Consider the following 21104-nt stretch of genomic DNA (forward strand, 5'->3'; position numbering starts at 1 on the left):
TAATCTTCTACAAATATATAGAATTAAAATCAATTAGAAATCAAAATGTAATATAAAATGGGAAAACTATTAATTTGGTACTTAACTCTCCCCAAAAATTAGTTTGTTTAATAGGTGTGAACTTATTTAAAGTAGGGTATATAAACTATATATAAACTTGGAGGTAATTATGATGGCAAAAAACAAATCACTTTTATTGGCAGGATTAGCAGCAGGAGCTTATGCGTATTTTAGTAAAAAAGAGAATCGTGATAAAGCAATGGTAGCATTTAATAATACAAAATCTAAAGTGAATGCTTACATAGACTCGCAGAAACATCAAAAGTCTGATTTAACGGTAGCGGGGCATCCAGATCCTCATGATATACCAGATAACAAAATGGTGGATGAAGGGGCTATGACAAGTGTTCAGTACTATAATGAAGAGGTGCAGGACAAGTCTAAGAAGTCTTCTAAGGATACTGCAGATGCAGAAAAGAAACCTAATCTTAATGATCAAATAACATTATAATGCATAATAAAAGAGGCAGGGACAGAAGTAGAAATTTTATTGGATAAGGAGAAACCTTTACTAAATAATGGATATTTAATAAAATTGATTGAAATGGAGGGGCGACTCCTACGGGAATAGCGTGACGCCTGAGACTACAGGCTCAGGCCACGCCCGTGGAAAGCGTCCCTGAAATGGAAATCAATTTTGTACACAGCAAAAAAAACAGCATTTTTCTCACAGAGAAAAATGCTGTTTTGGGGTTCTGTCCCAGCCTCTTTTTAAAAACATTATATAAAAATGTCCCGTGAACACTGGCTTTTTGGGACTTTAATGAAGGAATAGTAATGTTGATTTCCGTTTCAGGTGGAGTACAAAGGCTAAGTGCGCCACGTCGCGATCGTAACGCCTTCGTGACCAACATTCTGTTGGCGCATATCTATATTTCTGTTCTTAAAGGACCAGGCATCTTTTCTGCCCGGTTTTTCTTATTATTTCCTCCAGGCAAGTGCCAAGATAGACACAAAGATCAATATAACTCCTGTCATCGTAAATCCGCCCGTGGCATCTAGTTCCAGAAAACCAGTAATACTTGATCCCACAACGACACCAATAGAGAAGAATGCATAGAAATAGCCGTATGCCTTACCACGGTATGACTGTTCGCTGGAATCGATTAAAAGTGAGTTAATAGAAGGAAATAGAAACGCAAACCCAATTCCATATAACCCCATGCAGATGTAAAGTAAGTTCAGTGAGTCAGTATATCCAAGTAATAACATACTGATTCCCATGATGCCCATCCCAAAAGCAAGCGTATAGACGGGCTTTACACGATCAAATATTCGATTGATTGGTAGAATAAACACTAAAATTGCCACCAAACCAAACGTACTTAATAGTAACCCACTTGTTTTAGTGTCAAATCCAAGATGTAATACCTTTAAAGGTAGCATATATGCTAAAACCCCTTGTGAAAACATTAAGAAAAAGGCACCTGCAAATGATTTAACTATTCCATTCTGTTGAAATATAAAGCGAACTGAATGAGAAGAGGAAGCCTCCTTTTCCTTTCTTTCAATAGCAATTTTTTTTAACAAAACTAAAGATAATATACTTAATACAAGCATAATGAAACCTGTTATCCCTAAAACAAATAGCTCACCTTTTTTACTAGCGAGAATTCCGCTAGTTGCTGGACCTGCGATTGCAGCAAGTCCAACAAAGGCTCCAGATAGTGCAACTCCTTTACCACGGTTATTCTTTGAAGTTTTATTGGCCGAATAGGTAAACGCTGCAGGTACAATTAGTCCTGCAACTAAACCGTGTAAAAAACGTATAACTAATAGACCAATAGGATCGCTGGCAAATTGGTAAAGGAATAAAGCAAAGCTCGTCGCAAACAGACCGATGATTAATATATAAAAGGGTCCTTTTCTATCGGTTAAAAACCCAGAAACAATATTGCCGATTGTATTCGAAAGAGAGTACATTCCTACGACTAAACCGGTTATAAATGGCGTAGCACCAAGTGATTCTGCATACGGACTCATAATTGGAAGTTGGGAAAATAAATCGAAAAACGAGAAAAAAATAATAATATATACGAAAAAGTGCATCGTTGCTCCTCATTTCTATAATGAACATTACTTATAGTTTAGCATTTATTTGTAGTAAAACGGTATAGTCTTGTAGAACAACTACATCATATATCTATTGAATAAATGGAGATGCTTTATTTAGGTATTTGGAAGGGTGCACTCTTGCTTTCACTAGTTGTCTTAACGAATTCAGTGGAAGGATTTAAAAAAATGGTAAATTTGTAGGGATAAATGATGGAAAGTTATATATTTATATTATAAAACAGGCAGGATTAGCTTCTATAGATAGAATGGTTGATAAAATATTATTTGGAGCAATATAAGATGATAATGTAGCTGAAGTGATCGCATCGATCCATTTATTTATCGAATCAGAAAAACCTTTATATTGTAATGTAGATGGGGGTGTAGGAGATTGTACACTATTGAAAATAAAAGTATTGCACAAACATATAAAAATGCTAATTTCCCAAAAAAATTGAAACTTAACAGTTGAAAAAACTCTTAATTTCCAGGATAATGATATAGAATAATTCAACATACCTAATAGGTCGAAGTAATCAATAAGACCTAATTGGAGAGAAAAAGAGGGACATATGAGGACTGTAGAAAAGCAATTTTTAGAGAACTTCTCCAAAGTATATAATAATGAAATTGGCTCGATAATAAAAGTGGAGGGTTTTGATTCTTTCTTAGAATTAGAAGAACAGCTATTTCAAAAAATGTTTTCCTTTGAAATAACTGAAGCGAAACAAATTTTAAGAAGCATGATCGATATATTAATAGCTAGAACACGTAAGAATATGATTCTAAACGTAAAGTATTATTACATACAATTATCAGCTGTTATGGCAAGAAAGTTAAATGAAAGTCAGGTACCAGCTGATAAAGTGATGGCATTCAATATTGCGTGTGTAGAAACGATTGAAACGAAAATGAGTGACGCACAATTCTTACTATGCGCGGATGAACTTGTAGAATTTTTTGTGATGGTAATAACCGAAAGGAAAAAACCATCATTTGGGCATCAAACTGTTAACAAAGTAATCCTCTACATTAATGATGAAATAGAGTCAAATCTTACGGTAGAGGATATTGCCATACATTTTAATATAAGTACTAGTCATCTTTCTCGTATCTTTAGAGAACATACGGGTGTGACGCTTGTGGAATATTTAAATGTTCGTAAAGTGGAAGAATGTCAATACTTTCTAAGGAATACAAATAAAGCTATATCCGACATTTCGAATAGTTTTCATTTTTGCAATCAAAGCTATTTCACCCGCATATTCAAAAAGTATACAGGATTAACTCCGAAGCAATATCGAGATAACCAAGAATATCCAAGTTTTAAATATAATTTTCCTAATGAACAAAAATCTGTTTAAATATTTTGGATTAAATTTGATAAATAGCTTCATAGTAAGGTATACTTCTTTATAGTTTGATGAGTGAAGGTGAATAGATTTGAAAAAGAAGATTAGTTTATTTTCTATTCTTGTATTTGCGGCATTAGTGCTTAGTGGATGTTCTGGAGTAGAAAACAAAGAAGGTACCTTTTATAATATTTTTGTTCGACCTTTTGAATTTCTTATACATTTCTTTGGAGAAATGTTCAATGGTAGTTACGGATTAGCGATTATAGCTATTACCGTGCTGATTCGACTTGCTCTTATGCCTTTAATGCTTAAAAATTATAAAAATCAACAAGGCATGAAACAAAAAATGGACAAGCTGAAACCAGAAATGGACGATATCCAAAAGAGACTAAAAGAGACAAAAGATAAAGAACAGCAAATGGCTCTACAACAAGAAATGATGGGATTATATCGTAAGCATGGAGTAAACCCACTAAACATGGGTTGTCTGCCAATGATTATTCAGATGCCTATAGTTATGGGATTGTATTTTGCGATTCTATATTCTGCCGAAATTAAAGCGCATCCATTTTTATGGTTTAACTTAGGTACTCCTGATATTGCGATGACACTTATTGCTGGGGCAGTTTATTTCATACAAGCAAAAGTTTCATTATGGACAGTCCCTGAACAGCAACAGAAACAAATGAAGATGATGATTTATATTTCGCCTATTATGATTATGTTTATTTCCTTCAGTTCTATGGCTGCATTGCCAGTATATTGGGCTGTTGGAGGACTATTACTAATATTCCAAACATATTTGGGGCGTAAATTCTACTCAAATCATCCAGAAAAAGCAGAAGAATCTGTATAACATGAAAACGAAGCGCTTGCTGCTTCGTTTTTTTCTTGAGTGTCCAGACTTCGGTACCTTTCTAGGTGCTTACGCTTTTCTTAGGAGGTGTAATAGATGAAAAGAAATTGGATTTTTGGTCTACTGATCGCTGCAGTGAGTATTTCTGCATTAGTTTTTATCATTAAAGGAAATATTAATATGGCTGTTTTGTTTATGACAGCAATCTTTGCATTAAGTAACGGCTTTCGAGCGATAAGCTTTAAGGAAAAAGGGTTCGTCAAAGAGGCGAAATGGATGAAGGGTATGTCCATTTTGTTTGCAGTCCTATTTTTTGTCGTATTATTTTTATTATTTTTTTGATAAGAGCGTATTTACCTATAGCAGGTAGATGCGCTTTTCCTTATTTAGGAGGATTCTTTTATCGGAAACGATGGTTATAATTATTTTGTGAAAGTTCGATTAGGATATGAGTATAGTTATCGGAAAAATGTTAAACTAGAAATAACGTAATAAGAAAGAAGGAAGTCCGAAAATATGCAATCTAGATATAATTTGTTACAAGAAAAAAAGAAGAGAAAATGGCCGTATATTGTTTCCGGAACTGTTGCAGGACTACTGATTGGAATAACGGTAGTGTGGGTGGCGATGAATGATTGGAATATAGATAAAAGTATAGAGGAACTTCGTAATCTAACCGAGGTAAAACAGACGGTTGAAGAGGACGGAACGGGAGAATCTATTATAGAGGAGCCTATCGCAGAAGAACCAGTACAGGAAATCCCTGTTAAGGAGGAGCCTGTTGTGGAAGAAGTAGATATGTCTGGGGCAAAAGGCTACGTTGGTCATGAAATACTGCCTGAGGAACCGACAGTAAAAGAAGGTATAGTAATTGCTAGTAAAAAGTATCCTCTTCCTTCAACTTATGCACCTGGTGAAAGCAAAGAAGCAAGAGCAGCATTTCAAGAAATGGCAGCGGAGGCTACTTTGTCTGGATACGAACTTATAGCATTCAGTACGTATCGATCTTTTGACTATCAAACTCAGTTGTATGATCGCTACGTAACGAATGATGGGCAAGAGGCGGCGGATCGTTATAGTGCGCGTCCTGGATATTCTGAACATCAAACTGGACTTGCTTTTGATATCGGAGAACAACATTTTGAGCAACATTTTGCAAGGGAAAGCTTCGGTGAAACAGAAGCCGGCAAATGGGTGGCTGCCAATGCTCATAAGTATGGATTTATCATGCGTTATCCTAATGGTGCAGAAAAAATTACAGGCTATATGTATGAGCCGTGGCACTTCCGTTATATTGGTGAAGAACTAGCGCTTAAAGTATATGAAGCTAACGTAACATTAGAAGAGTTCCTGGATCTCTAATTGCCCCAAGAATTAGAATATAGAAAAGAGTTTTCCATCTAAGGAAACCTCTTTTTGAAAGAATGAAGAATATAAGATGTCTCGTGAATAAGGTGTTCATGGTACTTTAAAGAATGAATACCACTAGTGTTTTCCGTTGCAGGTGGATGCGTAAGCACAATAGTCGTCACCCTTCCCCACAATCAATTAGTGTGTAGTACTCCACTATAAGGTTTAGTTTAGCTTATCGCTTAGAGGAGACCAGAAATTGTATCTTCTGGCGCTGATTCTAAGTATAGGGAAGTATCTTTTCTCAAGTTACCAAAAAATGCACTAATCTGTTTCCGAAAGTTTTGGAGGGGCGACAGACAGGTGCAAGCCATAAGATTACCGAAAAAAGAGAGGCAGATCGTGACTTCAGTCACGATCTGCCTCTTAAAAAATCAACCGGTAATAATATAGCGACAACTCTGTCTAAAGCACTTCGAAAACGATAGATACAGGTTTGACCTTAAAGGGTGCTTACTGTTCCTTATAAGTCATAGTTTTATTAAAGTATTGGTGAAATCAAACGAGCTAATGACTCTTTGAATTTAATCATTCTTGTTCTTTCTTCATATATCTCTGCCGTCATCTCTGTAGATAACTTCATATCCTCTTCAAATGTCTCTGCTAACTGATGAGAAGTTTCACGATCATATATAAATGCATTTACTTCAAAATTCAATTTAAAACTTCGCACATCAATATTTGCTGTGCCCACTGTAGAAGCTTCATCATCAATTACAATCATTTTTGTATGCAAAAATCCATTTTGGTAAATATACACTTTAGCTCCTGCTTTTATTAAATCGCCTACATATGAATAAGTTGCCCAGTAAACAAAAATATGATCAGGTTTATTTGGAATCATGATTCTTACATCAATGCCGGAAAGACATGCGATGCGTAACGTATCCATGAAGCTAGCATCTGGGATGAAGTATGGAGATTGAATATAAATATACTTTTTGGCCATCATAATTAACTTAAGGTATCCATTTTTTATTTGCTCCCATTCGGAATCGGGTCCACTAGAAACAATTTGTAAACCAACGGAACCTTTCATCGGAATAGCTGGGAAAAATATATCAGAATACTCAATATCATGCTCTGCTGAGGCTTGGTTCCAATCGAGAATGAATCGAGTTTGAAGCGGATGCACGGAACTACCTTCAATACGTAAATGCGTATCACGCCAATAACCAAATTTCTTTTTTAGTCCAAGATATTCATCGCCGACATTAAATCCTCCGATATACCCGATTCGTCCATCTATTACGACGATTTTCCGGTGATTCCGGTAATTCATGCGTGGATTGATCAGTGGAAAGATAGAAGGGAAGAATGCTTCTACACGACCACCTAGTGCAATTAATTCTTTAAATTGTCTCTTTCTTAAGAAACGTGATCCGGTATCATCGTATAAGATTCTTACTTTTACCCCTTGTTTGGCCTTTGCTAACAGAGCCTGATAAATTTGCTGCCCTAGGGAATCTAATCGGAATATATAGTATTGGATGTGGATATGATCCTTCGCTTGTCCAATATCGTGTAGAAGTGCATCAAATTTTTCTCGTCCATCAGTGAAAATTTCCACTTTATTGTCTTGAGTTAAGACGGCTTGGTTATTATGTAAATGCATGACGATTAACTCTTTGTAGTGCATTGCATCATCTAAACGAAAATCGAAGGAGTCATCTTCAATAGCCTCCATTTGAAATTCAATGAGCTTATCGATACCAATCTTGTTTTTTCCTTCCCAGCGGAATAATGTTTTTTTACGTAGCTTTCTACCAAACAATAAATAAATACCAAATCCTAAAATAGGTATGAAGAAAAGGACTAAAATCCATGCCCAAGTAGCAGAGGCATCTCGACGTTCTAAAAATATTAGAGCAATCGCCAAAGAAATATTTAATATTAAAATGCCGGAAACGATAATACCATAAAAACTTGCTATCAAATTTTCACCCCCGGTGCCTGTCTAATGATTCATTTATTTATTTATTTCTAGTATAGCTGATTTGTCTCAAAGAAAGTAGGGAAGACATATATTAATTAGAAAGTAATTCCTACTTGACCCATAGGGATAAAAGTATTATTATATGATGAGCACAAGAGATGGAGGACATTATATGAATTTATTATTTGTTATTCTTAACATAGTAGCTTTACTACTATTAGTTGGGGTATTAATCATAATGCAGAAAAAACATGTTTCATTTTCGAAGCGTGTATTTACAGCTCTAGGATTAGGTATTGTACTAGGGTTAGTATTGAATCTTGCCTACGGGGTAGATTCGGAAGTATTAGCGGAAACAGTGCCTTGGTACAATCTGATTGGTACTGGTTACGTAAAATTATTACAAATGATTGTTATGCCATTAGTATTCATCTCTATTTTAGGGGCGTTTACAAAAATTACGATTGGTAAAAATTTTGGTAAAATGGCGGCGATTATTTTAAGTTTCTTAATAGGAACAACTGCCATTGCTGCTGTTATTGGTATTAGCTCTGCGGCAATATTCGATTTGAATGCAGAACAAATCATTCAAGGGGATGCAGAAACAGAACGTGCAGAATACTATGAAGGTCGCTCTGCAGAAGTTGCAGATAAAGCACTTCCAGACCAAATGTTAGACTTATTGCCTGCAAATCCATTTTTAGATTTCACGGGAGCACGTCCAACATCAACTATCGGTGTAGTTATCTTTGCGGCATTTTTAGGGTTTGCTTATTTAGGAATTGCACGTAAAGAGAAAGAAACGGCAGCAATTATTAAAACAGGCATCGATGCTGTTTACAAATTAATTATGCGAGTAGTAACACTAGTACTTCGTTTAACTCCATACGGAATTTTAGCAATTATTGCAAGAACCGTTGCAACATCTGATTTTGGTGCCATATACAATTTAGGTAAGTTTGTTCTTGCTTCATATGTTGCGTTAGCGGTAATGTTCGCAATTCATTTATTGATCATTTCACTTTCTGGATTAAATCCAATAACGTATGTGAAAAAAGCAGCAGAACCATTAATCTTTGCGTTTACCTCACGTTCAAGTGCTGGTACGCTACCGATTAATATCAATACACAAACAACTAAAATGGGTGTATCAGAAGGGGTGGCAAACTTCTCTGGTTCGTTCGGTTTATCAATAGGACAAAATGGATGTGCTGGTATTTATCCAGCGATGCTAGCATTTATGATAGCTCCATCAGTAGGTATCAATCCGTTAAATCCAATGTTCATCTTAACTGTAGTCGCAGTAGTAGCGATTAGCTCGTTTGGTGTAGCAGGAGTCGGGGGCGGTGCAACATTTGCTGCGATTCTAGTTCTATCCGCACTAAATTTACCAGTTGCATTAGCAGGGCTTCTAGTATCTGTAGAACCATTAATCGACATGGGACGTACCGCAGTAAATGTAAGTGGATCTATGACAGCTGGTGTCGCAACTGCGAAAATCACTGGTGAACTAGATAAAGACCTATACAATACACCTTTAGACAAAATCGCAACAGACGAAGCATAAAATAATTAGAAGAGTCTGGGACAGAACCCCAAAACAGCATTTTTCTCTGTGAGAAAAATGCTGTTTTTTTGCTGTGCACAAAATTGATTTCCATTCCAGGGACGCTTTCCACGGGCGTGGCCTGAGCCTGTAGTCTCAGGCGTCACGCTATTCCCGTAGGAGTCGCCCCTCCATTCCAATCAATTTTATTAACTATCCATTATTTAGTAAAGGTTTCTCCTTATCCAATAAAAATTCTACTTCTGTCCCAGTTTCTTATTGAAGATATAAAAAATCACCCCTTGAACTCAAGGCCCGGTCCTTTAAAATCAAAACCTGTTTCTATCGTTTCCGAAGGGCTTTGGACAGACATTTTACTATATGATTACCAAGCGAATTTTTAGGGATATTGGTTGTGACTGAAGTCACAACCAATATCCCTTTTTTTCGGTAATCTTATGGCGTTTGCCTGTCCGTCGCCCTACTGCAACTCTTAGAAAACAGGTTAGTTCGTTTCTGGATAACTAGAGAAAAGCTAATTTCCTATTCATAGAGAAGATGACAGTCTAAGTACGCGACATCGTGGTGCTCCTGCGCAAAGCTCGTCGCAAAATAAAAAAACATTTCGCAACGACTGCCTGACCCACATCGTGGGGGCCCGACGATGCAATTTGGTTCGCTATATCGCTTCTTTATTGGAAAACACTTACTACTTCTCTTTATTTCCACTAGGATAAAAGAAAATTTACTTTCTTCCTCGACCATTGGATAATCGCATTTCTAATGCATCTTTTTTGCGCGGTTTTTCTTATATTTAAAAATACACTCTCAGAGGTAACCTTTAATCTTTGTGAATACAAAATATTTAAAAAATTTTTACATAAACTGGTGTAGTAGTTTGCTATAATCGATTTAACTAGGTTGTAAGGAGATGGGAAAATGCTTCAAGCAATAAATCTTTCAAAAAAGTTTAAAACAAAGGAAGTAGTAAGAGCGATTAATATGGAACTGTTGGCAGGGGAATCAGTAGGGCTATTAGGTCCAAATGGAGCAGGGAAATCGACAACTATTTCCATGCTTTCTTCTCTAGTCGTACCGACAAGTGGTGAAATATTATGGGATGAAAAGTCCATTGCGAAAGATCCAGAGCCTTTGCGTAAAACATTAGGTGTGGTTCCTCAAGAAATAGCTTTATATCCCGAGCTTTCCGCAAGAGAAAATCTAGCTTTTTTCGGAAGAATATACGGGTTAAAAGGTGAACTTTTAGAAACTCGGATAACGGAAGTGCTTATGAAAATTGGATTGTCTGAAAGGCAAAAGGATATCGTTAAAACTTTTTCAGGTGGGATGAAAAGACGTCTAAACATCGGGGCAGCTCTTCTACACAAGCCTTCTATGTTAATCATGGACGAACCGACTGTCGGGATTGACCCTCAATCGAGGACGTATATTTTAGAAACTGTAAAACAGTTTGTGGAAGAGGGAATGACCCTTTTATATACCAGTCACTATATGGAAGAAGTAGAAATGCTATGTGACAAAATTTATATTATGGATCAAGGAGAAATAATTGCATATGGTACAAAAGAAGAGCTTAAAGCGCTAGTCTCTGATAACCAAACAATTGAATTGAAATTGAATTTACTTACGGAGAATTTTGAAAAAGCCTTGAAGAAACAGTTCCCAAAAGCTACTCTTCGAATAGAAGAAGAGATACTGACGATTTCAATGTCCAAAAATGAAGAGCCACTAGCTACTATTTTTGCGATTGCTGCATCAAATAATGTAGTGATAACCTCTGCAATTGTCAAAGTGCCATCTCTGGAAGATGTGTTTTTGCATTTGACCGGAAAAGCACTGAGAGATTGAGAGGGGAGACTTGAGTCATGCTGTTTAGTTTAATTGCAAAACAAATGAAAATGCTTATCCGAAATAAGCAACCGTTAATTATTTTGTTAGTTATGCCACTCGTTTTAATAACAATTCTTTCAAATGCGTTAGGAAGTATAATGGATGGCGGAGAAGAAGCGGCCATTCAAGCGAATTTACTCATAGTAGATGATTCATCATGGACTCAAGAGAAAGAAGCAATTAAGCTTTTTCTTGAACGAGAAGGAGTCACGGGCCCACCCTTGGATGCTTTGCTCAAGCAGTTTAAAAGTAGTGATCCAGTTGAATTATTAAAAGACACCATTTTGGCTTCAGATGAAATGAAAAAGTATATTGCAGTGGACTATAAACAGACAGTTGATTTAAAGGCTGCAAGGCAGGATGAAAATTTAGATGGCATACTAAATATTCCAACTGATTTTCGTCTGAATTATATTAAATCAGCGTACTTTAACAATGGGAACTTTGCTGAACTATCTTTATACTTAAACCAAGATAATGACATTCGTGCGTCCATAATTCAATCTGTTCTAGCAGATTGGCAAAGTGGATATACGCAATCAGCAGCACTATTAGAGGCTAATTTATCACCTCAGGAGATAATGAATAATCTCAGCAGTGTTGAGAAAATAGAGCAGGTTTTAGAGGCAAATGAGCGGAAGATTCCTGCATCTATTTACTACACAGTTGGGATGTTAGTGATGTTCGCGTTATATATTCCTGCTTTTCTAGCAGGCTTTGCTCTGCAGGAAGTACAGTGGAAAGTATATGACCGTATTTTATTGGCTGGAGTCTCGCCTATTTTATATACACTTTCGATTTTCTTTACAGGAACACTAGTAGCCTTTATCCAACAAGCGATTATGCTAATATTTGGGATGTTAGTATTAGGAATAGAGTGGATTAGCTTAGAAGGCATGACCGTTATTGTTGTTAGCTATAGTGTATTTGTTGGTGCATTATCAGCATTAATGACAACTCTCCAGTTTCGAACAAAAACAGAAGGTATTGCGAATGTGTTCAACGGGTTATTCATCACGGTATTTTCCTTCCTAGGTGGATCTTTCTTTAACATCCGAGATATTTCTGAAGTGCTTGGGAAAATTGGAGACTTAACTCCAAATGGAGCAACGATGTCTGCCGTACTATCTATACAAAAAGGTCAGGATTTATCAGTTATTTGGCCATTTATGTTTGCTCTATATATACTTGTCGTTGTTTGTATATTACTTTCCATTGTTTTCTTTCCGAGAAGAGGTGTGGCAGAATGACGGGAATATGGATTGCTAGATTTCAAAATTTGATACGTAAGCCTGTCGTTTTAATCATGATGACGGTAATGACCTTAGTAATGGCATATTTAGTAGGAGGCACCAGTAATGGGAAGATGAGTATATCAGTGTCAGTGGATGGCTCTGAAACGACTCAAGCCGTACTAGAAAAACTAAAGGAAGAGGAAGGATATTCCCTCCGAGAAAATACAGAAGAAGAGCTACAACAAAAAGCAAAAGAAGATATTCGAATGATCGGTATTGCATTGAAAGAAACATCTTATACCATTTTTTCTGCCTCGGATTCAGATAGTGTGAGAAATCTATCTCTAATAGTTGAATCTGCTTATAGTGATATTAGTTTTAAACAACAAGTAATTCAGGCAGGAGGAGAGGGTGCATGGGCAGAGTTAGAAGTGAGTTTGCGAGAAAACCAAGCATTCCTCATTCAAACAGAGGCAATGGATGAGTCAGAGGTCTTTCGTTACGATAATGCTCTTCAAAGCTTGTTTGGTTTTATGTTATTCTTTGTTTTTTATACGGTGTCCATTAATGTTCAATTTATATTAGATGATAAGCGTTCGGGTGTATGGAATCGTTTGAAGCTAGCATCGATTAGTAGATTCCAATTATACTTTGGGCATCTTTCTTTTAGTTATATTATTGGGCTTGTGCAAGTGCTCCTAGTCCTGTTCATTTTCCGATATGTATTAGGGACTAATATGTACGATGGTTTTTGGAAAGTAGTGATTATTGCTGCTTTCTATGTATTGCTTGTAATGGCGTTCTCTGTTTTTGTAATCTCTTTAGTGAAAACAGTAAGCCAAAGTAGTGTTGTCATTTCTCTTGTCGCAGTGGCATTTGCAATGATTGGCGGAGCGTACTGGCCTCTGGAAATAGTCCAATCGGAGGGATTACTTGCGATGAAATGGATTTCCCCTATTTATTATGCGATGGAGTCTATGAAACGAGTGACGATTTACGAGGGAACTTTAAGTAGTGTTTGGACGTATGTAAGTATGATGGTTGTTATTGCACTATTACTGTTGGTAGTAGGAATTACTTTATTGGAAAAAAGAACGGAACGCTATCATTCCAGTGAATAAATGGGGGAGACGCGGATGTATTGGTGTAAAATTGCTAGAACGGAAAAAGAATTTGAAGCTATCGCACGACTAAATTATGAAACGTTTGTGGAAGAGATACCACAGCATGAGCCGGATCCTAGTGGGATGCGGGTCGATGCGTTTCATCATGAAAATGTATACGTCATTGTTCTAAAGAATCAGGAGTTAGCGGGGATGGTGGCGTTTCGAGCTGCGCGTCCCTTTTCACTCGATTTAAAGCTTGGTCCGGTGGAAGAATTCCTTCCAAAGGATGCATTAACCGGATCGCTATGTGAAGTAAGATTAATGGCTGTTGATAAGGCACATCGAAACGGACGAGTGTTCTATTACTTAGCACGTGCTCTATCCGATTACGCTTATGAAAATGGATACGGAGCAGCTGTAATATCGGGAACTGTAAGGGAACAGAAATTATATAATCAGCTTGGTTTTGAACCTTTTGCAGATCCAGTGGGTACAGAGGAAGCCAAATTTATCCCAATGGTACTAACTAGAGATCGTTTCGACCTTTCCGTCGCAGCTCGATTTAAACAAAAGAGATATTCTTTTTATCCGGGACCTGTGGAACAGTCTGAAGCAATTCAGCAAGCATTCTCTGTTCGACCTGTGTCTCATCGAACACATGAGTTTAAAGTCATGCTAGAACGAGTAAGGAAAGATCTATTATCGATGAGTGGTACAGCATATGCACACTTGTTATTAGGCAGTGGCACGCTTGCAAATGAGGCAATGATTGCGCAGATACACGTATTGGGAGAGAAGGGCTTAATCGTCAAAAACGGAGCCTTTGGAGATCGGTTGGAAAACCAAGCGGAACGTTGGCAGCTATCTTTTGATGTCGCATCTTTCGAATGGGGACAGCCCTATAGCCTGAAGCATATTGAGGAGAAATTGGCTTCCGGGGCATACAGTTGGCTCTTAATGGTACATGGCGAGACATCTACTGGTATGTTAAATAGCTTGGAAGAAATAACGATACTATGTAACCAATATAATGTGTTGCTATGTGTGGATTGTGTAAGTTCTTTTGGGGCACTTCCATTTAATATGGAAAACGTGTACCTAGCTACTGGTGTCAGTGGGAAAGCGATTGGTACAATGAGCGGATTAGCCTTTGTATTTGCTAACTCAGAAATAACGTCTAGTTATAATATTCCTGCGTATTTAGATCTGGGGTTAAGTGTTAATAATGGAATACCTTTTACGATGCCCTCCCAGTTTGTACATAGTTTAGAGGTTGCGTTAAAGTCCTATGAAAATGGAGTAAGGTACGATTTGTTACATAGCCGCATGCAATTTGTCGAACAGGAAGTGTCTAAGCATGGAATTGAATTGCTTTCGGATAACCATTATCCGATGATTTTCACATGGAAAGAGGAAAAGTTTCCGTATCTAGCGGAGGATGCAAGAATGTCCGGATTCGACCTTCACTATAAAAGTGATTATTTAATCGCAAAGGGTTTGCTGCAAATATCCTGTATTCAACCAGATTTTGAAAACGCCTGGGTGAAGTTCATGGATTGGCTAGATAACTACCGCTTATACCAAGGAAACTTTTAATGTCTCGTCAGATTTTAATTGTGAGAATCTAATAGAGAAAGGGCCGATGAGGCTGGGACAGAACCCCAAAACAGCATTTTTCTCTGTGAGAAAAATGCTGTTTTTTTGCTGTTCACAAAATTGATTTCCATTCCAGGAACGCTTTCCACGGGCGTGGCCTGAGCCTGTAGTCTCAGGCGTCACGCTATTCCCGTAGGAGTCGCCCCTCCATTCCAACCAATTTTAATCCAATAAAATTTCTACTTCTGTCCCAGCCTCATTAGTCCTTTTCAAACGCAATAAGATTACTGAGAAAAGAGAGGCTAGTCGTGACGTCAGTCACGACTAGCCTCTCTTAAAAATCAATCGATAATCATATAGCAAACTGTCCTGTTCTAAGACCATCGAAAACGATAGAAACAGGTTTTGATCTTGAAGGACCGGGCATTTTATTCCCGATTTTTCTTATACGAACTTTTCAATCACACTATCTTTAGGGAACTGTTTTTGTATATTACGTAAGTATATAAGAAATGTTAGTTCTATAATGAAAGAAGCAATAATAACGATAATCATTAATGGGATACTTATATTCATTGAAATGTTCATAAAAAAAGACTGGGTTAATGATGTACTAAGCATTATGACCATATACCAGGTGAACATTCTATTTGTTCTAAAAAGCGCTTCATCTGTAGGAAGTAATTTAGCAACGCCAAGTAGTAAGATGAATAGGTAATAAACGAGCACTATTTTGACTAAAGCTAACAAACTTGGGTAATGTTTAAGCCACTCAATTTGCTGAATCATCTGATCGTTTAAGAAGAAATTAGGAACAGATATTATAGCTAAAACAATGCATAGTATTTTTAATTTATCATATGATTGAGACGATAAAGTTGCGATTTGCTTAATACCGTTATATATGAAGATGTAGCCAATAAAATCTGGTAGAATATCTACAATAATTTGTATCTTTAAAAAAACGAATAGAAAGCCAATAATGAGTTGCTTGAATCCCTGTCTCATTTATGCTCACCCCTTGCTTTCTGGACGATGTCATTAACATCCTGATTTAAAAGATAGGGTTCAATTAGTAGAGGGAAAGTATGGCTAAAGGATTCTCTTGATTCCGTTATGCCCGACCACTCATTGACAACATTTACGTAAGAATCGCTATACTTTGTTTGAAATATTAGTGCAACGGAATCACCTTTCTGAATTTTTAAAGGCCACTCTATATCAGTGTATAGTGGAGCGGCTATATCCTCCCATTTCTTGTTCACCAGTTTCTCAACTTGTGCATTGGTGGAGGTATCGGATAATAACTGCACTTTAAGCGCTACCTGATTTTTTAGTGAATCTGGTAGTATAATCGCATCCATCCTAACAGTTTCGGTTGCCTCAAACAAATTTCCTTGAATCCCTTGGTTGCTTCCAAACCCAGCAGTACTCGAAATGTAATTCGTTTCACTAAGTGGTGTTCTGAAATTTAGCTTTTCCAATTGGACAGGTACAACCTGACCATTTGTAAAACGAGCGTATAGCTCATTGGATTGAAACCCTTTTACAATTTGTTTCAATGATAGCTCATCAAATGTAAAACTTGCTTGTTTCAAATATTGATGAGTAAAATGCTGCCTGTATGATTGAGCAGTCACATCCCCAAACCATGGGAAAAAATTTTGTTCATTGCTATAGGTAAATCCATCGGCTATTAGGGATTCTAACTCTACCACTTCACTGCTATTAGTCAAATAAAATAACGAGAAATTGGTTTTTTCAGAAGATGGAATATCAATGTAAGCATTTAATACGACGGGTTCTTTTAATTGATGCAGTTCAAAGTAAACTATATTAGCAATCCAGCTTATTAAAATAGTAATAACAATACCCCAAAACCAATTTTTCTTCAATAATCTGATCCCCCCTATAAACGCATCATTACTTTCTCATACGTAGTATGGATAAATTTTTTATATGGTGTGTCTGGCATCTTTTCAATGTTGGTCATTGCATCTTTTACAGCAAATACTGCCTTTTCAACTTGGTTTAGTTCTAGATAGCATAATGCAATGTATGCATCCTTTTCATAGAAAATAGATAAATCGATTGGATGGTGGACGACGTTAGGAATTTTCACCTCATTGAGTTTGTCCAATGCTTCAGTAATTCTTCCTAAACCGTATAAAGTCTTAGCTCTTTCAAGTTGGTAGTAGTGAGTAAATAATTTTATATTAATCTGGTCAAGAGAGAATTTATGGTATAAAGCATCTGCTTCTAGATACATTTTTTTGTAGGTATTTAAGTAATGTAGATTAGCATAATGGATAAAAGCTTTAGAATCCTCGTCATCGGCAAATTCACTATAGGCTTCCAGTTTTTTTAAATAATAGTTCATTTTTTCTACATTTTCTTCCATCATTGCATGTGCTGCTGCTAGTCTAAATAGATTATCTATTTGTTTAAATATTTTATGTTCATTGGAATAGAGAATAGCATCGTTCATCACTTGAATGGCCTCTGTATTCATTCCTACTGAAAAGTAAAGTACTGCTTCTAAATAGTCATAATCCATTCGTGATAATGGATCAATCCATAGAGGGTTTTCGTCCAGTTTTTTTCGTTCCTCTAACAAAACATCTAGCGCGATTTGATATTGGTGATTCATAAATGGAATTATTGCAAGATTTCTTCTTATGTCAGCGCTTTTAGTAATCATATGTAAGTCTTCATACATTTTTGCAACCTTTTTCATTAACGCAACAGACTCATCTGGAGAAAAATAAGCTAAGCATCTTCCGTATATATCGAGTAAACGCGTTGCCTCATACCCTTGAGTTAGTTTTGGTATATATGGTTCTATTAGATTTTTCACCTGTTTAAGCTCATCTGCAAACTCATAATCCTTTGTGTTGAGTAATAATTCTGCTTGATCTATTACATTTCGCAACTCTTGTCCGCTTATTTCTTCCAGTAACTCAGTTACTTCAACACCAAGCTGTGAAGCGATATAGTTTAAGCTTTCCATAGAAGGATTTGCTTTGTTGTTTTCTATTAAACTGAGCATGCCTTTAGTTAACTCTGTGCCTGCTAAATTTTCAAGCGTCAGTTTCTGTTGTTTACGTAATGTACGAATGCGTTCGCCTAATGTGGACATTTTTTCACCTCTTATTAAGTTTAATTATATTAAACTTTTAGTTGAATTGGAAGGATAATTATGGTATTCTTTGTTTAATCAAATTAAACTTTTAGATAATTCTTAAAACGAAGGGGTAGGGAAGATGGATGAAATATTAAAGCTTAAAAAGGCGACGTACCACTTGTGGACGTTTACTATCAGTAAGTTAGTTTCCACTTTTGGTGCACAGGTGTATTCGTTTGCAATTAGCTTTTACATTTTGCAATTAACAGGATCTGCATCTAGTTTTGCGTTAAATTTAATTTGTAATATTTTACCGAGGACGCTTGTTGCGCCGTTTGCAGGATACGCTGCAGACAAATATTCTCGTAAAATGATTGTCATCGTATCCCAGATTGCTACGACAATTGCAATTGGCGGATTACTTATTGTGAGCATGACGATGGGTTTATCTTTAATTGCGATTTATAGTACGACTGTGATTTTATCGTTAACTTCTCTATTTTCTGGAGTAACTTTCAGTTCGTCTATTACTGGATTAGTAGATGAGGGGCGAATTCAGAAAGCGATGTCGCTTAATCAAATGTCCATTTCGTTTGCGGCAATTGGTAGCCCGGCGGTAGGAGGACTTCTCTACGGAGCTGTGTCTATGCCAGTATTTCTAATAATGTATATGGTGGCCTCGATTATTGCTGTAGTCTTGGAATCCACGATGGACTTTAATTTATTTGCGAAGCGAAAAGAAGTAGTGGAAGGTGAACCGAAGGAACCAATGCTAGAGAGTATGAAAGCAGGCTTCCGTTACTTAATGAAGAAACCTATTTTAAAAACAATGGTTGTTATCTCCTTATTCATCAACTTTTTGTTTGGTGCCTATCAGGTAGGATACTCATTTATCCTCATTGAAAAATTGAAGATTAGTGCTCAACACTTTGGTTTTACAGAGGGGGCATTTGCAGTTGGGATGCTTCTATTGTCAATTTATTTTTCTGCACGTAAGGAATTGAAATTTCCGTTTCTAGTATCTAAATGGAGCATTGTTTTCATGGGTGTTATTATTGGAGCGGTTTCTATACCGTTGTTGATCGATATGTCCTATACAGTAATAGTTGTATTTTATGTCGCGTTAATGTTTTTCTTTGGAGCATCAATGATTATAACAAACACTCCAATACAGGTGATGATGCAGAAAATGATAGAGGATGATTATAAGGGACGCGTATTCTCGATAATAGAAACATGTGCAATGGCTCTTATGCCAATTGGTATGGTGTTATTTGGATTTTTATATGACGTCTTCCCGGCGGAAGGTATTTTAATTGTTTCAAGCGTTTTGTTGATACTAGTAGTTCTATTCTTGGCAAGACCTTCTGTAGTTAGATCCGCACATCCGGAGCTCGGACAGAAAAAAGTAGAGTATTTGAAAACGGAAAGCTAATCAGGTTTTGTGGTGCGAGAGAGAAACTATTCTATACGAGAATGAATAGCCCTTATGCGAGAGAGAGCCATGCCTATACGAGAGGGATTACCAGCTATAATAGAGTGAATGAACCCTATTCGAGAGAGCTTAATCCATAAAAAAACAGGTGAAGGAAAACGATTTATTTCCTTTCACCTGTTTTCTATTAAAGAGCGCAATCCTACGCAATATTCTTCAATGACTTAGATGACTTGCGGTATGCGAAGATTAAACCGATAGAAAGAACTGCAAGTACCCCAGATAACATATAAATATTGTCGGGTTGCATTGTAAATAGCCAAGCGAATAATAATGGCCCGATAATGCGACCTAGATTATCCATCGAGTAGGACATCCCGGCAGCTGTACCATAGCGTCCGCCAGATTCTTTCGTAGTTAGCGAAACAATTGTAGTTCGCGCTAGCGCATTTCCTGCGGTGAACACACATAGGGACAGTCCCGCCCAGAAAATACTTTGAGTGAAGACAGTCATGAATAATCCAACCGCTGTAACAACTTGAGCATATAATAACCACTTTGTTTCCGTGCCATTTTTAATGCGGCGCACGACACCACCTTGAATTGCTGCATCGACAAATCCACTGAACATAAACAAATAGCCGATTTGTAGTGGAGTAATTTCGATTCTTTCGATTTGAAACAGCTGGAATGTAGCTTCAAGACCTGCTAATAAAAATGTTACCATGAACGAAAATAGGAATAGATATTTAATGCGATAGCTCCATAGACTTGCTGCTCCTTTCGGAAGGAGTGCACGTTTATTTGCTTCACCCGTACGTTCTGGTTCCTTTAAAATAATAAAAGCATAAACAAAAATAACGAGCAATAAAATCGCGGAAGCGGTAAAAGGAAGTGCCAAATTTATATGCCCTAATACTCCGCCGATTGCTGGACCAAAAATAAAACCTAAACCAATCGACATGCCGAGGAAACCCATATATTTATTACGATTCTCTTCATTTGATAAATCAGCTGCAAATCCAGTAACTGCAGTGTATAGGGCACCAGAAAATAATCCACCAACTACACGAGACAAGTAGAGCATAAACAGCGAATCAAAAAATAAAGAAAATAACCAAAAGCTTAAACTGAAGCCCACTAAACCAACTAAAATAAGTGTTTTTCGTCCAATACGATCTGATAGCATTCCCCATAATGGAGCAGTGAAGAAGGAAGCTAAAGAGTAGACCGTCAATAGACCACCAACGTGAATTTCATTATAATTTTGCTCTAAAATAACCTCTGGCAATACAGGAATGATAATTCCAAAGCCAAGATAAACCAAAAATTGGATAGACATTAATATAAATATAATCTTATTCATGCATCAAACCTGCTTTCTGCAAATCTTCTATCCTCTATACTACACGTTTTTATCCTGTTTGACACGTTGTAGTCAAATAGCATTTAAGAAGCAGAAACCGAGCTAAATTCCAA

The 21104-nt window shown here is 36.8% G+C and carries 17 protein-coding genes; 11 read left to right on the plus strand and 6 right to left on the minus strand.

Going from position 1 to position 21104, the window contains the following annotated elements:
• Positions 1–172 precede the first annotated feature (172 nt).
• Positions 173–511, plus strand: coding sequence for a hypothetical protein (locus tag MKY37_RS12960; RefSeq protein ID WP_340777725.1), 339 nt, complete (start codon positions 173–175; stop codon positions 509–511).
• A 470-nt stretch (positions 512–981) separates the two neighbouring features.
• On the opposite strand, the gene MKY37_RS12965 is transcribed toward MKY37_RS12960, so the two are convergent.
• Positions 982–2109 carry an MFS transporter gene (locus MKY37_RS12965; RefSeq protein WP_340777727.1) on the minus strand — a complete coding sequence of 376 codons (1128 nt, stop codon included), beginning with the start codon at positions 2107–2109 and terminating at the stop codon, positions 982–984.
• Between the two features lie 578 nt (positions 2110–2687).
• Between MKY37_RS12965 and MKY37_RS12970 the strand changes: the two genes are divergently transcribed.
• From MKY37_RS12970 to MKY37_RS12985, 4 genes are all read left to right on the plus strand, one after another.
• Entirely contained in the window at positions 2688–3479 is a 792-nt protein-coding gene (locus MKY37_RS12970; protein WP_340777730.1) for a helix-turn-helix domain-containing protein, read from the plus strand.
• 79 nt (positions 3480–3558) lie between these two features.
• Positions 3559–4326: a membrane protein insertase YidC gene (gene yidC / locus MKY37_RS12975; RefSeq protein ID WP_340777731.1), complete on the plus strand. Its 768-nt coding sequence runs from the start codon at positions 3559–3561 to the stop codon at positions 4324–4326.
• Between the two features lie 96 nt (positions 4327–4422).
• The gene (locus MKY37_RS12980; RefSeq protein WP_340777733.1) at positions 4423–4668 is read left to right on the plus strand and encodes a hypothetical protein; all 246 of its coding nucleotides are present in this window, start codon (positions 4423–4425) and stop codon (positions 4666–4668) included.
• Positions 4669–4842: 174 nt separating this feature from the next.
• Positions 4843–5688: a M15 family metallopeptidase gene (locus MKY37_RS12985; protein WP_340777736.1), complete on the plus strand. Its 846-nt coding sequence runs from the start codon at positions 4843–4845 to the stop codon at positions 5686–5688.
• Positions 5689–6217: 529 nt separating this feature from the next.
• Here MKY37_RS12985 and cls read toward each other — a convergent pair.
• On the minus strand, positions 6218–7672 hold the full coding sequence (cls, locus tag MKY37_RS12990; RefSeq protein WP_340777738.1) for a cardiolipin synthase: 1455 nt from the start codon (positions 7670–7672) through the stop codon (positions 6218–6220).
• A 172-nt stretch (positions 7673–7844) separates the two neighbouring features.
• On the opposite strand from cls, the gene MKY37_RS12995 reads away from it, so the two are divergent.
• From MKY37_RS12995 to MKY37_RS13015, 5 genes are all read left to right on the plus strand, one after another.
• Positions 7845–9239, plus strand: coding sequence for an L-cystine transporter (locus MKY37_RS12995; protein ID WP_340777740.1), 1395 nt, complete (start codon positions 7845–7847; stop codon positions 9237–9239).
• A gap of 918 nt (positions 9240–10157) precedes the next feature.
• A complete protein-coding gene (locus MKY37_RS13000) occupies positions 10158–11087 on the plus strand; it encodes an ABC transporter ATP-binding protein (protein WP_340777743.1) in 930 nt (309 codons plus the stop codon).
• A 17-nt stretch (positions 11088–11104) separates the two neighbouring features.
• On the plus strand, positions 11105–12379 hold the full coding sequence (locus tag MKY37_RS13005) for an ABC transporter permease (protein ID WP_340777744.1): 1275 nt from the start codon (positions 11105–11107) through the stop codon (positions 12377–12379).
• Positions 12376–13485 (plus strand): ABC transporter permease, encoded by a 1110-nt coding sequence (locus MKY37_RS13010; protein ID WP_340777746.1) that lies wholly within the window; start codon positions 12376–12378, stop codon positions 13483–13485. Before MKY37_RS13005 ends, MKY37_RS13010 begins: the two co-directional genes overlap by 4 nt.
• Positions 13486–13500: 15 nt before the next feature.
• Positions 13501–15066, plus strand: coding sequence for an aminotransferase class V-fold PLP-dependent enzyme (locus MKY37_RS13015; protein WP_340777748.1), 1566 nt, complete (start codon positions 13501–13503; stop codon positions 15064–15066).
• Positions 15067–15510: 444 nt separating this feature from the next.
• On the opposite strand, the gene MKY37_RS13020 is transcribed toward MKY37_RS13015, so the two are convergent.
• Genes MKY37_RS13020 through MKY37_RS13030 form a run of 3 tightly spaced genes read right to left on the minus strand, consistent with a single transcriptional unit; the run spans position 15511 to position 18205 of the window.
• Positions 15511–16074 (minus strand): hypothetical protein, encoded by a 564-nt coding sequence (locus MKY37_RS13020; protein WP_340777750.1) that lies wholly within the window; start codon positions 16072–16074, stop codon positions 15511–15513.
• A complete protein-coding gene (locus tag MKY37_RS13025) occupies positions 16071–16961 on the minus strand; it encodes a hypothetical protein (RefSeq protein WP_340777751.1) in 891 nt (296 codons plus the stop codon). The genes MKY37_RS13020 and MKY37_RS13025 overlap by 4 nt, the downstream gene beginning before the upstream one ends.
• Before the next feature lie 14 nt (positions 16962–16975).
• Positions 16976–18205: a helix-turn-helix domain-containing protein gene (locus tag MKY37_RS13030; RefSeq protein ID WP_340777753.1), complete on the minus strand. Its 1230-nt coding sequence runs from the start codon at positions 18203–18205 to the stop codon at positions 16976–16978.
• A gap of 124 nt (positions 18206–18329) precedes the next feature.
• On the opposite strand from MKY37_RS13030, the gene MKY37_RS13035 reads away from it, so the two are divergent.
• Entirely contained in the window at positions 18330–19625 is a 1296-nt protein-coding gene (locus MKY37_RS13035) for an MFS transporter (protein WP_340777755.1), read from the plus strand.
• Between the two features lie 202 nt (positions 19626–19827).
• Here MKY37_RS13035 and MKY37_RS13040 read toward each other — a convergent pair whose 3' ends face one another.
• Positions 19828–20991, minus strand: a complete 1164-nt coding sequence (locus MKY37_RS13040) for an MFS transporter (protein ID WP_340777757.1) — start codon at positions 20989–20991, stop codon at positions 19828–19830.
• Positions 20992–21104: the final 113 nt, after the last annotated feature.

This window comes from Psychrobacillus sp. FSL K6-2836, from assembly GCF_038003085.1.
Taxonomy (GTDB): domain Bacteria; phylum Bacillota; class Bacilli; order Bacillales_A; family Planococcaceae; genus Psychrobacillus.

Coding starts and splice junctions, on each gene's coding strand:
- MKY37_RS13040 (WP_340777757.1), bottom strand. CDS start 20,991: ATGAATAAGATTATATTTATATTAATGTCTATCCAATTTTTGGTTTAT.
- MKY37_RS12960 (WP_340777725.1), top strand. CDS start 173: ATGGCAAAAAACAAATCACTTTTATTGGCAGGATTAGCAGCAGGAGCT.
- MKY37_RS13020 (WP_340777750.1), bottom strand. CDS start 16,074: ATGAGACAGGGATTCAAGCAACTCATTATTGGCTTTCTATTCGTTTTT.
- MKY37_RS13005 (WP_340777744.1), top strand. CDS start 11,105: ATGCTGTTTAGTTTAATTGCAAAACAAATGAAAATGCTTATCCGAAAT.
- MKY37_RS13015 (WP_340777748.1), top strand. CDS start 13,501: ATGTATTGGTGTAAAATTGCTAGAACGGAAAAAGAATTTGAAGCTATC.
- MKY37_RS13030 (WP_340777753.1), bottom strand. CDS start 18,205: ATGTCCACATTAGGCGAACGCATTCGTACATTACGTAAACAACAGAAA.
- MKY37_RS12965 (WP_340777727.1), bottom strand. CDS start 2,109: ATGCACTTTTTCGTATATATTATTATTTTTTTCTCGTTTTTCGATTTA.
- MKY37_RS13010 (WP_340777746.1), top strand. CDS start 12,376: ATGACGGGAATATGGATTGCTAGATTTCAAAATTTGATACGTAAGCCT.
- MKY37_RS12995 (WP_340777740.1), top strand. CDS start 7,845: ATGAATTTATTATTTGTTATTCTTAACATAGTAGCTTTACTACTATTA.
- MKY37_RS13035 (WP_340777755.1), top strand. CDS start 18,330: ATGGATGAAATATTAAAGCTTAAAAAGGCGACGTACCACTTGTGGACG.
- MKY37_RS12980 (WP_340777733.1), top strand. CDS start 4,423: ATGAAAAGAAATTGGATTTTTGGTCTACTGATCGCTGCAGTGAGTATT.
- MKY37_RS12985 (WP_340777736.1), top strand. CDS start 4,843: ATGCAATCTAGATATAATTTGTTACAAGAAAAAAAGAAGAGAAAATGG.
- MKY37_RS13000 (WP_340777743.1), top strand. CDS start 10,158: ATGCTTCAAGCAATAAATCTTTCAAAAAAGTTTAAAACAAAGGAAGTA.
- MKY37_RS12970 (WP_340777730.1), top strand. CDS start 2,688: ATGAGGACTGTAGAAAAGCAATTTTTAGAGAACTTCTCCAAAGTATAT.